Genomic DNA, 13781 nt, shown 5'->3' on the forward strand with positions numbered 1-13781 from the left:
TGAGGATTGGCCGTTGGCCTGTGGCCTTGGCTTACTTGTTCTTGTCGAGGTCGGCTTTCAGCTTGGCGAGCACGTCGAGGTCGCCGAGCGAAGTGCCGGCAGCAACATTGTTGATGACGGGAGCGTCGTTCTGCTTGCGGCTGTTTGCAGCAGAGTGGCGGCGCGGCTTGATGTCGTCCTTGCCCTCCTCGAACGTGCGGGAGTGGGAGAGGATGATGCGACGGCTGTCCTTGTTGAACTCGATGACCTTGAAGGGGAGCTCCTCGCCCTGCTGGGCCTGCGAGCCGTCTTCCTTGGTGAGGTGCTTCGGTGTGGCAAAGCCCTCGCCGCCCTCGTTCAGGGTAATCACGGCACCCTTGTCCATCATCTCGGTGATCTTGCCCTCGTGAACGGTGCCGGGCGTGTAGATGCTCTCGTAAACGTCCCAGGGATTGTCCTCGAGCTGCTTGTGGCCGAGGCTGAGGCGGCGGTTCTCCTTGTCGATCTCAAGAACGACAACATCGATTGCTGCACCCACGGTGGTGAACTCTGACGGATGCTTCACCTTCTTGGTCCAAGAGAGGTCTGAGATGTGAATCAGGCCGTCGACGCCCTCTTCGAGCTCGACGAAGATGCCGAAGTTGGTGAAGTTGCGCACCTTGGCAGTGTGTCTGCTGCCCACGGGATACTTCTGCTCGATGGTCTCCCAGGGGTCTTCCTTGAGCTGCTTGATGCCGAGCGACATCTTGCGTTCCTGGCGGTCGAGGGTCAGAATAACGGCCTCTATCTCGTCGCCCACGTGGAGGAACTCCTGTGCCGAGCGCAGGTGCTGGCTCCAAGACATCTCGCTGACGTGGATGAGACCCTCTACACCGGGCTGGATTTCCACGAAAGCACCGTAGTCGGCAATCACCACAACCTTACCCTTGATGTGGTCGCCCACCTTCAGGTTGGCGTCGAGCGCATCCCAAGGATGCGGCGTGAGCTGCTTCAGACCGAGGGCGATGCGCTTCTTCTCCTCGTCGAAGTCGAGGATAACGACCTGAATCTTCTGGTCGAGAGCCACCACCTCATGCGGATCGCTGACGCGGCCCCAGGACAGATCGGTGATGTGAACGAGTCCGTCGACACCGCCGAGGTCGACGAATACGCCGTAGGAGGTGATGTTCTTGACGGTACCCTCGAGCACCTGTCCTTTCTCCAGGTGAGAGATAATTTCTTTCTTCTGGGCTTCCAGCTCGGCTTCGATGAGCGCCTTGTGGGAAACCACAACGTTGCGGAACTCCTGGTTGATCTTCACAACCTTGAACTCCATGGTCTTGCCTACGAACACATCGTAGTCGCGTATGGGGTGAACGTCGATCTGGCTGCCGGGGAGGAAAGCTTCGATGCCGAACACATCAACGATCATGCCGCCCTTGGTGCGGCACTTGATGTAGCCCTGAATAACCTCGTCGTTCTCGAGAGCCTTGTTGATGAGCTCCCAGCTCTTGCTTAAACGAGCCTTTTTGTGAGAGAGAATGAGCTGGCCTTTCTTGTCCTCCTGGTCCTCTACATAGACCTCAACCTTGTCGCCAACCTTGAGCTCGGGGTTGTAACGGAACTCGGAAGCGGGGATGATGCCGTCGCTCTTGTAGCCGATGTTGACCACGACCTCTTTCTTGTCGAGGGAGATTACCGTGCCTTCAACAACCTCGTGCTCCTGAATTTTGTTGAGGGTTTCGTCGTAGGCCTTCTCGAGGTCTGCCTTGCCGACACTTTTGCCGGCGCCATTTTCAAACTCGTCCCAGTTGAAGTCGTCCAATGGCTGAACGTTCTTGAAATCAGACATAAAATTTAAATGTTTTGTAATTAATAAAGTTAGACTTTATGTGAATCATTCGGGCATGGCGTGGCCACGCCCTCGCAAATCGGGGGCAAAGGTACCTTTTTTTTCTGAATCAGAGGGAATTGGGGTGAAAGGAGGGAAAGGCTTTATTCTTTTTTAACGTTTGCGGCGTAGCCGGAACAGCTCCCTCCAGCTGTTGAAATCGTGTTTCAGAATGAAGCCGATGCCCTGCGTGTTGAGCGAGCTGCGAGTGAAGTAGCGGTCGTTGGTCTGGTTGTAGACGTGGATGCTGAGGTTGCCGTTCGGGAAGATGAGGTATTTCAGGTCGAAGTCGCCGATGAACGAGGTGGTGGCGTTGGCGTTGTCGCGGTAGCCGAACTGGCCGTCGAAGAGCAGTCGGTTGTTGAGAAGCCGGCCGCTGAGCAGTCCTTCGTACTCGGCATTGTTCCATCCTTCGTCGCCGGTGGAGATGTTGGCGCCGAAGTTCCAGTTGTTGTTCTTCACGACAGAACCCAGCACCGTGTTGAGCTGTTGGCTGATTTGGCCGCTGAGCAGACTCTGCATGGCCAGGCTTGTCTTGTTGCCGCCGTTGCCCTCGGCCGCCGCATTGTTGTTGCCCTGCGAGTAGAAACGGCCGATGGCCAGCAGGTAAAGCACCTGCTGGTTCATTTCTTCCTCGCTGTTGATGATGCTGTAGATCATTTGTTTGGCGTCGGCCCCTACGGTGGGCATGTCCAAGTCGAACGCCAGCCTGGGCGCGCCGGGCGTGCCGGTGATGTGCATGATGCAGTTCACGCGGATGTTGTTGTTGGAGAAACTGCGGCCTATCTGCAGGTCGGAGAGGCTCACGGAGTTGACCATGTACTGGGCCTTGAGGTTGAGCAGCGCGCGGTACGGGTCGCCGCCAAAGACGATGGTGCCGCCCTGGGCGAAGACAAAGTCCTTCTTGATGACGTTCTGGATGGTGAGTTTGTAGAGTCCGTGATCGATGAGATAGTTGCCGAAGATGTCGAGCCCACCCTTGTTGTAGTAGGCGGCCCGGATGGTTCCCGACCCGTTCAGGTTGATATAGTCGCCCGTGGCCTTGTCCATGACGAGCTTGAGCGTGGCTTCCGGCGTGGTGTTGATGAGGAAGTTCAGGCGGATGTCGGTGGGAATGTCGGGCTCGTCGGGGGCATCCTCGTCGCTTCCGGCCGGCGGAGCCGGCTGTCCCGACGGCGGGACGAGGGCCTGCGAGTCGCGTGAGGCCCAGTGAATGAACTCTTGCGTGCCTACGGCTTCGGGTCGCGACACGTCGTAGACCACCTGCGACCCCCGCTCGGGCGTGAGGTTGACATCGATGTTCACCTCGCCCGACTTGCCCTTGATGGCCACCTCGCCCGTGCCATAGACGGTGCCGTAGAATGAGCTGCCGCCCGCCCAGTCGTAGGCCAGCAGGTGGCGGGCGGTGGCCTTGAGGTCGTAGGTGAGGCGGGACAGGTGCTGATGGCGGAGGCTTCCCCTCACCACGCCTACGTTGCCGTTGCGGTCGAGGATGGTGTCGCCCGCAAATCGTATCTCGTTCACCAGACAACGGATGGTGTCGTTGCGCAGCGTATACTCCACGTTGAGCGGCGAGAGCCCCATGCGCCCGTTGGCCACCATCTCGCCCGTGAGGTTCAGCTTATTCAGGTCGCCCCACAGCCGGAGCTGCCCGCGGGCGTCGATGTCGGCACGGTTCATGAAGCTGGAGCAGAAGCTCCGGACAAATTCGCCGCGCGTGTTGTCGGCCTCGATGCCCAGATCGATGTAGTTGCGTTTGGGCGACACGTAGCCGTTGATGGTGGTGAGCCGGGGGTGGGGCAGCGGGCCGCCGCTGTGCATGGTGTCCACGGCCTGTGCGTCGATGTCTATCTGCTCCTTTTCGCGGTCCCAGCCCACCTGGGCGTGCAGCGTGCCCAGCCGTCCGTTTTCAAAGCGGAAGTCGTCCACGCGCAGCCGTCCGCGGGCTTCGGGGCGGCTGAACAGGCGTGACACGTAGGCCCGTCCCGACGCATAACCGCTGAACTCTACGGCATGGAAATTCACCAGGTCGAGGATATAGCTCACGTTCACGCCGTTCAGATCGACGAGCAGCGAGTCGTCGCTCTCCCGCGTGGTCACGCCGTCGATGCGGATGTGCTGCCGTCCGCTGGTCACGGCAAAGTCGTTGACCTCCAGCCGCTGCCGGCTGTAGATGATGGTGGCGGGGTGGATGGCAAACACGGTGTCGCCCACATTCAGCTGCGACGACGCGATGCCCACGTGGGCTTCGGCCTGTCCGTTGCGGCCCTGGGCGAACTGCACCACCGCATTGAGCTTGCCCCGCAGACGCTGCTTGCGGGCGTGGTTGTCCAGCGAGAACACGGAGGCCAGCTGGTCGTCGTGCGCCGAGGCTTCCAGCCGGTAGTCGGCGCCAATGCCGTCGTCGCCCATCTTGGTGAGCTGGATGTCGGCGCAAAGCTGCTGATTGGGCGAGGAAACCACGACCGACACGTCCTTGTAGTGCCCGCCTCCGTAGCTGATGTCGGGCACCTGCAGGTTGGCTTCCATGTGGGCCGACCGGCTGTCCATGCTGCCGCTGAGCCGTAGCGGGCGGGCCAGCGCCAGGTCGATGCCGAAGAACTGCCGCAGCCAGTCGGTCCGGCGCACGGTGGCCTGCAGGTCGAAGTTGTTGCCGCGGGTGGCGCGGTATTTGATGGGGGTGAGCTGCTGGATGCTCGGCAGCTTGCTGGCAATGGTGTTTTTCACGCTCTGGATGATGGTGGCGTAGTCGAAACGGCCCGTCACCGAGGCGTCGGCAAAGTCGCTCTGCAGCGTCAGGTAGTGGCCGCGCGCATCGTTGCCGGCCTGCAGCAGGAGTGAGTCGAGGGTGTATTCGGACTCGGGCGATCGCATGGCGAAACGCCTTACGGCCACTTTTCCGCGCGCCGTATTCAGGTTGTCGCCGGTAAAAGAGGCCGCAATGTCGGCCCCGTAGACGGCTTCGGCCAGCCTTCCTTGGAGCAGGTGCAAAGCATTAGGCCGTAAACGCGTCACGTTGGCGGTGAAATCGGCGGCCGTTTTACCCGTGTTCGCGTTCAGTTTACCGGTAAATTCAGCCGCGATATTCTCGTCATCGATGCTGAGCTTGCCGTTGAGCAGTCCATTGTCGAAAGTTCCGTCCACCGACAGGTTGCGGTAGGCGTAGGCGTTGTAGTCCATGCGCGTCACGCTGCCCTTGGCCCGATAGCGCTTCTGCTTGAGGTTGCCGTCCACGCTGATGTGGGTGGCCAGCTGCCCGAACTTGTCGTTGGCCAGAAGCTGTGCGAGGTTGAGCCCGTCGGTTTCCAGCCGTCCCGAGAAGTTGTCGGCGTGCATGCCCAGCGCCACGCGGGCGTTGCCGGCCCCCGAGCGCAGCACGCCCTTGGTGGCCAGGTCGCGTCCATAACCGCCGGCCGTGCCGCGGTAGCTGATGTTTTCGAGCCGCGCGGCCACATCGGGAATGCTTCCGGCCAGCAGCTCCAGTCCGGCCTTGTCGATGGAGAACTCGGCGATGGAGGCTGCCCATCGCGGCTTGCTGTTCCACGAACTCACCGAGCCGCTCACGTCTATTCTGATGTCGGCTGCCGTCTGCAGTCCCAGTTGGCGGCCGGGTTTGGGCATGGCGGCTTCCAGTCGGTTCAGCCGGAAGCTGGTGCTTGTGCCCGAAAAGGCCGCCCGCAGCACCACGGGCCGTGTGAATTTTCCGAGCTGTGGCAGCAGCGCGGCCGCGTCGGCCGGCGTCACTGCCGACTGCAGGATGCTGCCCTTGTATTGCAGGGTGGGGAGTTCCAGCTGCTTGCCGTCCATCTGGTAGGTGGCCGTGATGTCGCCCAGCGACAGCCGCGTGGCGGGCATCTCGAGGACAAAGTCGTGCAGCCGGGCCGTCCGCCGGTTGGCTGCGAGGCGCAGCGTCAGCTGTCGCACGTCGAGCCCCGAGGTCTCGCGCAGCGCAATCTTCCTGACGTTCAGGTTCACCGAGTCGTCGCGCAGTGCATTTAAAATAAGGTGTGCGCTGATATTGCTCACGTGCAGATGGTGCAGATCCAGCCCCGGACGGGCGGGCTGGTCCAGCCGGTCGTAGCTCACTTCGCCGTGACGGATGACCAAACTGTTGATTTCGAGGTCGAGCGGGGTGTGCCGTGTGGTGTCCTTGGAGGCCAGAGAGTCGAGTACAAACTGATAGTTGGGGCGGGCGTCGGCCGTGGCTTGGCAGAGTCTGGCCTTCAATCCGAAGAGCTGGGCCGAGGTGACGGAGATGCGACCCTCCATCAAGGCCACGTAATCCAGCTTGGCCGAGAGCCGCGTGGCGCGCAGCATTTCCTTGCCCTGCTGGTCGAGCAGCCGCACGTCGTCGATGACAACGCGGTTGAGCAGTCCCAGGTCCACACGCCCCACCCACACCTTCGTGCCCAGTTTCTGTGCGAGTGCCGAGGCTACCTGCGACCCGATGAACGACTGCGCGACAGGAATGTTGACAAAGATGGCGATGCCCAGATACAGTCCTGCCAGGAGCCATATCAGGGCGTTGACGGTGTGTTTAAGTCTTTTCAAACAGGTTGCAAATTTAAAAAAAATAATGCCCATACTGAAATAAAAGCCCGTTTTTTGTCACAATTAAGCTATTTTTGGCTAAATTTGCATCGCATTTTGCATGGCGACATGCAGGGAATTACAAGAATTTGAATGTTTCACAGGGTGATTACTGATGCGCATGCCATTAAAATGTCACATTATCAACTAACAATTATAGATTTCTATGGCAAATGTAATTAAGTTGCGAAAGGGCTTAGACATTAACCTGAAAGGCAGGGCCGCGGAAAAAAAGGTGGAGATAGCGTGCTCTGCGGAGTACGCATTGATGCCCGAAGACTTTGTCGGCGTCACCCCGAAGGTGGCCGTCAAGGAGGGCGATCACGTCTTGGCCGGCGAGGCTCTGTTCCTGAACAAGGCATGCCCCGAGGTGAAGTTTGCCTCTCCCGTGAGCGGAACGGTTGTGTCCGTGGTTCGGGGCGAGCGTCGCAAGGTGCTTTGCGTCAAGGTCAAGGCCGACGCACAGCAGGAGGCGCACGACTTTGGGCGCATGGATGCCGGCGCGCTTGACGGCGAGGGCGTCCGCCAGGCGTTGCTCGATGCGGGCCTCTTCGGCTATATTGGCCAGCTGCCTTATGCTGTCTCGGCCACGCCCGACACCACGCCCAAGGCCGTCTTCGTCTCGGCTCTGCGCGACATGCCGCTGGCCGGCGACTTCGAGTTTGAACTCCAAGGCAACGAAGAGGCATTCCAAGTGGGCATCACAGCCCTCTCGCGCATGGCTCCCGTGTATTTGGGTATTGGCGCGCGGCAGTCGGCCCCGGCCCTCACGGGTGTGAAGAATGCCGAGCTCCACGTGTTCGACGGGCCTTGCCCCGCCGGCAATGTAGGCGTGCAGGTCAACCACGTTGCACCCGTCAACAAGGGCGAAGTGGTGTGGACAGTGGATCCCACGGCGGTCATTTTCTTCGGCCGTCTGTTCCTCACCGGCCGTGTAGACCTGCGTCGCACGGTGGCCATTGCCGGCAGCTGCGTCAGCGAGCCTGTGTATGCCGACGTGCTGGTGGGCACGCCGCTGGCCGACCTTTTGGCCGGACGCGTGGCCTCTGCAGGGCATGTACGCATTCTCAACGGCAATCCGCTCACGGGCCGCAAGACCGGCATCGACGGCTATCTGGGGGCTCACACCTCAGAGGTGACGGTCATTCCCGAGGGCGACGACCGCGACGAGATGCTGGGATGGATACTCCCGCGCACCAACGATTTCTCGGTGTCGCGCAGCTATTTCTCCTGGCTTCAGGGCAAGAGCAAGGCCTACGACCTCGACGCCCGCATCAAGGGCGGCGAGCGTCACCTGATTATGAGTGGCGAGTACGACCGTGTGTTGCCCATGGATATCTATGGCGAATATCTGATAAAGGCCATCATCGCCGGCGATATAGACAAGCAAGAGCAGCTCGGCATCTATGAAGTGAGCCCCGAAGACTTCGCTCTGGCCGAGTTCGTGGACTCCTCGAAGCTGCCGCTCCAGCAGATTGTGAGGGCGGGTCTCGACACGCTCCGCAAGGAGAACGCCTGAACCTGGCCATCCGTTAACTATAACAGAAGTAATCCAAATTGCAAAATGAGTGCATTAAAGAAATATTTTGAGGGCATCAAACCCCACTTCGAGGATGGAGGTCGGCTCCATGCTTTCCGGAGTGTTTTCGAGGGTTTCGAGAGCTTCCTCTTTGTGCCCAATGCCACATCGGCCACCGGAGCCAGCATCCACGATGCCATCGACTCGAAGCGCATCATGAGTTTTGTGGTCATTGCGCTGGTTCCGGCCATGCTCTTCGGCATGTACAACGTGGGCTATCAAAACGCCCTGGCTGCCGGTCAGCTGGCGCAGACCGGCTTTTTGCCGATGTTCTGCTACGGTTTTCTGGCCGTGTTGCCCAAGATTCTGGTGAGCTACATCGTCGGTCTGGGCATCGAATTTGCTTGGGCCCAGTGGAAACACAAAGAGATACAGGAGGGTTTTCTGGTCTCGGGCATTATCATTCCGCTGATAGTTCCCGTCAACATTCCGTTGTGGATGCTGGCTCTGGCCGTGGCCTTTGCCGTGATTTTTGCCAAGGAAATCTTTGGCGGGACGGGCATGAACGTGTTTAATGTGGCTGTCGCCGCCCGCATGTTCCTCTTCTTTTCCTATCCCAGCCAGATGACGGGCGACAAGGTATGGATCTGCCAGCACGGCATCCTGGGACTGGGTTATGACCTGCCCGACGGCTTCACGGCCGCCACGCCGCTCGGCGAGATAGGGCAGGGCATCGTGCCCGATGCCAGTTTGGCCGACATGGTCATGGGCTTTATCCCCGGCTCCATCGGCGAGACCTCGGTCATTGCCATTGCCATTGGGGCGGTGATTCTGCTCTGGACCGGCATCGCCAGCTGGAAAACCATGCTTAGTGTCTTCGTGGGCGGCATTGTCATGGCCCTTGTTTTCACGGCCGCCGGCTCCACGCAGACTCCCTGGTACGAGCATTTGGTGCTTGGAGGTTTCTGTTTCGGTGCCGTGTTCATGGCCACCGACCCCGTGACTTCGGCGCGCACCGAGACCGGCAAATACGTCTACGGATTCTTCGTCGGCGCGCTGGCCATCATTGTTCGTGTCATGAATCCGGGCTATCCCGAGGGCATGATGCTGGCCATCTTCTTCGGCAACATGTTTGCGCCGCTGATTGATTTCTGCGTCGTTCAGTCCAACATCTCGAAGCGTGCCAGGCGTGCGAGCCGTCAATAAGTGGCGGATGATATAATAATAAGGTGTACATCGCATGAATTTATAAGGCATGAAAACAAATTCCAATTCCTATACCATCATCTATTCTGCCGTGCTGGTGGTCATCGTGGCTTTCCTGTTGGCATTCGTCTTCCAGGCGCTCAAGCCTATGCAGGACACCAATGTGGCCCTCGACAAGCAGAAGCAGATACTCTATTCACTCAACATTCGCAACCTCGACGATGCTTCCGCCGCTGCCAAATACAAGGAGGTAGTCGTGGCCGACGAGGTTATCGATGCTTCCGGAAAGGTGACGCAGCCAGGCGCGCAGGGCGGAACCTCGGCCGGATTCAAGCTTAACTCGGCCGACTACAAGGCTGGGCGGCTGGCTCTCTACCTCTGCCGGGTGGACGGAAAGACCAAGTATGTCATCCCCGTTTACGGCATGGGCCTGTGGGGTCCCATCAGCGGATACATCGCACTCAACGATGACAAGGCCACCGTCTATGGTGCCTATTTCAACCACGAGGGCGAGACGGCCGGACTGGGAGCCGAAATCAAGGACAGCCAGGCCTGGCAGGAACAGTTCCGGGGCAAGAAGCTGTTCCATGGTACCGACCGCAGCGGCATCGCCCTCTCGGTGGTCAAGAAGGTGGACGACGCCTCCACGCAGGTCGATGCAGTCACTGGAGCCACGCTCACTTCCAATGGAGTGACCGACATGCTCAAGGAATGTCTGGGCAAATATATGAACTTCTTAAACGACAAATAAAGATTATGGCACTATTTTCAAAACAGAATAAGGAGGTGTTGGGCAATCCGCTCAACCTGGACAACCCCATTCTCGTCCAGGTGCTCGGCATCTGTTCGGCACTGGCCGTCACCTCGCAGCTCAAACCTGCCATCGTGATGGGTCTGGCCGTGACGGTGATCACGGCATTCTCCAACGTCATCATCTCCCTTATCCGCAACACCATCCCCATGCGTATCCGTATCATTGTGCAGCTCGTGGTGGTGGCAGCGTTGGTGACTATCGTGAGCCAGGTGCTCAAAGCCTTTGCTTATGACGTGAGTGTGCAGCTGTCGGTCTACGTGGGTCTCATCATCACCAACTGCATTCTCATGGGTCGGCTGGAGGCCTTTGCCATGATGAACAAACCGTGGCCCAGCTTCCTCGACGGCATTGGCAACGGTCTCGGCTATGCCATGATACTGGTCGTCGTGGGCTTTGTGCGCGAGTTGGTGGGCCGTGGCACGTTGCTGGGCTTCAAGGTGGTGCCCGATGCCCTGTACGATCTGGGCTATATGAACAACGGAATGATGACCATGCCGGCCATGGCCCTCATCCTGTTGGGCTGCGTCATCTGGGTGCACCGTGCCTTTTTTTACAAAGAAGAAGATAACAAGTAATCGTCATGGAACATCTCATTAGTCTTTTCTTCAGGTCCATTTTTGTGGACAACATGATATTCGCCTTCTTTCTGGGCATGTGTTCTTTCCTTGCCGTGTCGAAGAATGTGATGACTTCGCTGGGCCTTGGAGCCGCTGTCACCTTTGTGCTGGTGGTTACAGTGCCCGTGGATTACCTGCTGCAGACCTGCGTGCTCGACCCTTTGGGGCTGTCCTATCTCAGCTTCATCCTGTTCATTGCAGTCATTGCCGGCATGGTGCAAATCGTGGAAATGGTGGTCGAACGCTACTCCCCGTCGCTCTATAGTTCGCTGGGCATCTTCCTGCCGCTCATAGCCGTGAACTGCGCTATCATGGGTGCTTCGCTCTTTATGCAGCAGCGCATCAACATGGATCCCTCGAGCACGCAGTACATCGGTTCGGTGTGGGATGCCGTGGTCTATGCTTTCGGCTCCGGCCTCGGCTGGATGCTGGCCATCGTGGCCATGGGTGCCATCCGCGAGAAAATGCAGTACAGCGACGTGCCCAAGCCGTTGCAGGGACTGGGCATCACTTTTATTACCGTGGGACTCATGGCCATGGCCATGATGTGTTTCTCGGGACTTAAAATTTAACAACAAGGTATGAACACAACTTTTATATTGAGCAGTGTGGGGGTATTCCTCGTCGTGATACTCCTGCTGGTCATCATTTTGCTGGTGGCCAAGAAGTATCTTAGTCCCAGCGGCAACGTCACCATCACCATCAACGGTGATAAAGAGCTGGAGGTGGCCCAGGGCGAGAGCCTCATGTCCACGCTCAATGCCAACGGCATCTTCCTTCCTTCGGCCTGCGGCGGCAAGGCCAGCTGCGGCCAGTGCAAGGTGCAGGTGCTCGAGGGAGGCGGAGAAATTCTCGACTCGGAGAAGCCACACTTCTCGCGCAAGCAGATTAAGGACCACTGGCGGCTGGGTTGCCAGTGCAAGGTAAAGGGCGATTTCAAGATCAAGATCGACGAGTCCATACTCGGTGTGAAGGAGTGGGAGTGCACCGTCATCTCCAACAAGAACGTGTCTTCGTTTATCAAGGAGTTCAAGGTGGCCCTGCCGCCGGGCGAGCACATGGACTTCGTGCCGGGCTCGTATGCGCAGATTAAGATTCCGGCCTACGACACCATCGACTACGACCGCGACTTCGACAAGGAACTCATCGGCGAAGATTACATCGGCCCGTGGAAGCAGTTCAACCTCTTTTCGCTCAAGGCCCACAACCCGGAGCCTACCGTTCGCGCCTACTCCATGGCCAACTACCCGGCCGAGGGCGACATCATCACCCTCACGGTGCGCATCGCTTCCACGCCGTTCCTGCCTCGACCGCAGGTGGGATTCCAGAATGTACCCACAGGCATCGGCTCTTCCTACATCTTCTCGCTCAAGCCAGGCGACAAGGTAATGATGAGCGGACCCTACGGCGATTTCCATCCGCACTTCGATTCCAAGCGCGAGATGGTATGGATTGGCGGCGGTGCCGGCATGGCGCCCCTGCGTGCGCAGATTATGCACATGACCAAGACGCTCCACACCACAGACCGTGAGATGCACTTCTTCTACGGGGCGCGTGCGCTGGGCGAGGCTTTCTTCCTGGAAGACTTCTGGGAGTTGGAGCGCGAGTTCCCCAATTTCCACTTCCACCTTTCGCTCGACCGCCAGGATCCCAAGGCCGACGCCGCCGGCGTGAACTATTACACAGGCTTTGCCGTGAACTGCATTCGCGACACCTATCTCAAGGACCACGAGGCCCCCGAAGACTGCGAATATTATCTCTGCGGCCCCCCCATGCTCATCAAGACCGTCACCGACTATCTGGATTCGTTGGGTGTGGAAAGCGACAGTATTATGTACGACAATTTTGGCTGATGGCCGACCGCCATACCCTTGCGGCGGGCCCTCTCTTCGATGGAGAGGGCCCGCCGCTACGTTTGCCGTGGCGTGAATAGGGCTGCAAAGGCCCGTCTGAGGCATGCGGCGGTGTTGCCGACGGGCCGCTACGGTGCAGCCGCATTTTCTTTGCGCCGTAATCGCATTGCCGTTACGGTGTAGTCGCGTTGCCGTTACGGCGCAATCGTCCCGCCTTTGCGCCGTCGTCGCACGGCCGCTACGGGTCGGACGCATGGCCATGTCGGCCGGCATCCGCCAGAACGGCACATCCCGGGCAACGCGATGGCTGCCCGGGATGTGCGGGATGGCGAGGACTGCGGCGAGCCTACACCAGATATTGCGACGAGATGCTCTCGTTGTTCACCACGCGGCGGATGGTCTCGGCAAACATGTCGGCCACGCTCAGCTGCTTCACTTTGGAGCAGCGGTGGGTGTAAGGAATGGAGTCTGTGAAGACAATCTCCTGCAGGGCCGAGTCCTGCACACGGTCGCTGGCCGGGCCGCTCATGACGCAATGGGAGGCGCATGCACGCACGCTCAGGGCGCCGGCGGCCGTCATGATGTCGGCGGCCTTGGTGATGGTGCCGGCCGTGTCGACCATGTCGTCCACGATGACCACGTTCTTGCCCTTCACCTCACCGATGATCTGCATGCTGTCCACCACGTTGGCGCGGGCGCGTGTCTTGTTGCAGAGCACGAGCGGGCAGCCCAGATACTTGGCATAAGTGTTGGCGCGCTTGGAGCCGCCAACGTCTGGCGAGGCTACGACGAGGTCTTCGAGGTGCAGGCCTTGCAGGTAGGGCAGGATGACGCCCGAGGCGTAGAGGTGGTCCACGGGCACGTTGAAGAAGCCTTGAATCTGGTCAGCATGGAGGTCCATGGTGATGAGGCGGTCGATGCCTGCCACGCTCAAAAGGTCGGCCACGAGCTTGGCGCCGATGCTCACGCGGGGCTTGTCCTTGCGGTCTTGACGGGCCCATCCGAAATAAGGAATGACGGCAATGATGTTGCGTGCCGAGGCGCGCTTGGCGGCATCAATCATCAGCAGCAGCTCCATCAGGTTGTCGGAGTTGGGGAAAGTGCTTTGTACCAGAAAGACATCGCGGCCGCGGATAGACTCCTCGTAGGACACGGCGAACTCGCCATCTGAGAACTTGGTAACCACCAAGTTGCCTAAAGGACAACCCAGACTGGCGCAGATTTTCTCTGCAAGGTATCTCGTGCTCGTGCCCGAGAAGACCAAAAAAGAGCTGTTTTCACTCATTTCGTTCAGCGTTATGATTTATGGTGTTGTGTTAATGGTCGTTGGGGG

The 13781-nt window shown here is 59.0% G+C and carries 9 protein-coding genes; 6 read left to right on the forward strand and 3 right to left on the reverse strand.

Annotated elements, in window-relative coordinates:
- Nucleotides 1-31: 31 nt before the first annotated feature.
- Both rpsA and L888_RS0101455 read right to left on the reverse strand, forming a co-directional pair.
- Entirely contained in the window at nucleotides 32-1810 is a 1779-nt protein-coding gene (rpsA, locus tag L888_RS0101450; protein WP_027951587.1) for a 30S ribosomal protein S1, read from the reverse strand.
- Between the two features lie 153 nt (nucleotides 1811-1963).
- A complete protein-coding gene (locus L888_RS0101455) occupies nucleotides 1964-6400 on the reverse strand; it encodes a translocation/assembly module TamB domain-containing protein (protein ID WP_245594796.1) in 4437 nt (1478 codons plus the stop codon).
- Nucleotides 6401-6605: 205 nt separating this feature from the next.
- Here L888_RS0101455 and L888_RS0101460 point away from each other — a divergent pair, with 205 nt between their 5' ends.
- From L888_RS0101460 to nqrF, 6 genes are read left to right on the forward strand one after another with little or no spacing between them, the layout of a single operon-like run.
- Nucleotides 6606-7958: a Na(+)-translocating NADH-quinone reductase subunit A gene (locus tag L888_RS0101460; protein WP_027951589.1), complete on the forward strand. Its 1353-nt coding sequence runs from the start codon at nucleotides 6606-6608 to the stop codon at nucleotides 7956-7958.
- Between the two features lie 45 nt (nucleotides 7959-8003).
- Nucleotides 8004-9164, forward strand: coding sequence for an NADH:ubiquinone reductase (Na(+)-transporting) subunit B (locus L888_RS0101465; protein WP_027951590.1), 1161 nt, complete (start codon nucleotides 8004-8006; stop codon nucleotides 9162-9164).
- Nucleotides 9165-9213: 49 nt separating this feature from the next.
- On the forward strand, nucleotides 9214-9915 hold the full coding sequence (gene nqrC, locus L888_RS0101470; RefSeq protein WP_027951591.1) for an NADH:ubiquinone reductase (Na(+)-transporting) subunit C: 702 nt from the start codon (nucleotides 9214-9216) through the stop codon (nucleotides 9913-9915).
- A 5-nt stretch (nucleotides 9916-9920) separates the two neighbouring features.
- Nucleotides 9921-10553, forward strand: coding sequence for an NADH:ubiquinone reductase (Na(+)-transporting) subunit D (locus L888_RS0101475; RefSeq protein ID WP_015298385.1), 633 nt, complete (start codon nucleotides 9921-9923; stop codon nucleotides 10551-10553).
- Between the two features lie 5 nt (nucleotides 10554-10558).
- Nucleotides 10559-11167 (forward strand): NADH:ubiquinone reductase (Na(+)-transporting) subunit E, encoded by a 609-nt coding sequence (gene nqrE, locus L888_RS0101480; RefSeq protein WP_005843797.1) that lies wholly within the window; start codon nucleotides 10559-10561, stop codon nucleotides 11165-11167.
- Nucleotides 11168-11176: 9 nt separating this feature from the next.
- Nucleotides 11177-12448, forward strand: coding sequence for an NADH:ubiquinone reductase (Na(+)-transporting) subunit F (gene nqrF, locus L888_RS0101485; protein ID WP_005843795.1), 1272 nt, complete (start codon nucleotides 11177-11179; stop codon nucleotides 12446-12448).
- A gap of 346 nt (nucleotides 12449-12794) precedes the next feature.
- On the opposite strand, the gene L888_RS0101490 is transcribed toward nqrF, so the two are convergent.
- Nucleotides 12795-13733, reverse strand: a complete 939-nt coding sequence (locus L888_RS0101490) for a ribose-phosphate pyrophosphokinase (protein ID WP_027951592.1) — start codon at nucleotides 13731-13733, stop codon at nucleotides 12795-12797.
- Nucleotides 13734-13781: the final 48 nt, after the last annotated feature.

Origin of the sequence: Hallella seregens ATCC 51272 (assembly GCF_000518545.1) — a bacterium.
Taxonomy (GTDB): Bacteria; Bacteroidota; Bacteroidia; order Bacteroidales; family Bacteroidaceae; genus Prevotella; species Prevotella seregens.

What these genes read in the sequence shown, in the direction of transcription:
- nqrF (WP_005843795.1), top strand. Translation starts at nt 11,177, where the DNA reads ATGAACACAACTTTTATATTGAGCAGTGTGGGGGTATTCCTCGTCGTG.
- L888_RS0101490 (WP_027951592.1), bottom strand. Translation starts at nt 13,733, where the DNA reads ATGAGTGAAAACAGCTCTTTTTTGGTCTTCTCGGGCACGAGCACGAGA.
- L888_RS0101465 (WP_027951590.1), top strand. Translation starts at nt 8,004, where the DNA reads ATGAGTGCATTAAAGAAATATTTTGAGGGCATCAAACCCCACTTCGAG.
- nqrC (WP_027951591.1), top strand. Translation starts at nt 9,214, where the DNA reads ATGAAAACAAATTCCAATTCCTATACCATCATCTATTCTGCCGTGCTG.
- L888_RS0101475 (WP_015298385.1), top strand. Translation starts at nt 9,921, where the DNA reads ATGGCACTATTTTCAAAACAGAATAAGGAGGTGTTGGGCAATCCGCTC.
- L888_RS0101460 (WP_027951589.1), top strand. Translation starts at nt 6,606, where the DNA reads ATGGCAAATGTAATTAAGTTGCGAAAGGGCTTAGACATTAACCTGAAA.
- rpsA (WP_027951587.1), bottom strand. Translation starts at nt 1,810, where the DNA reads ATGTCTGATTTCAAGAACGTTCAGCCATTGGACGACTTCAACTGGGAC.
- nqrE (WP_005843797.1), top strand. Translation starts at nt 10,559, where the DNA reads ATGGAACATCTCATTAGTCTTTTCTTCAGGTCCATTTTTGTGGACAAC.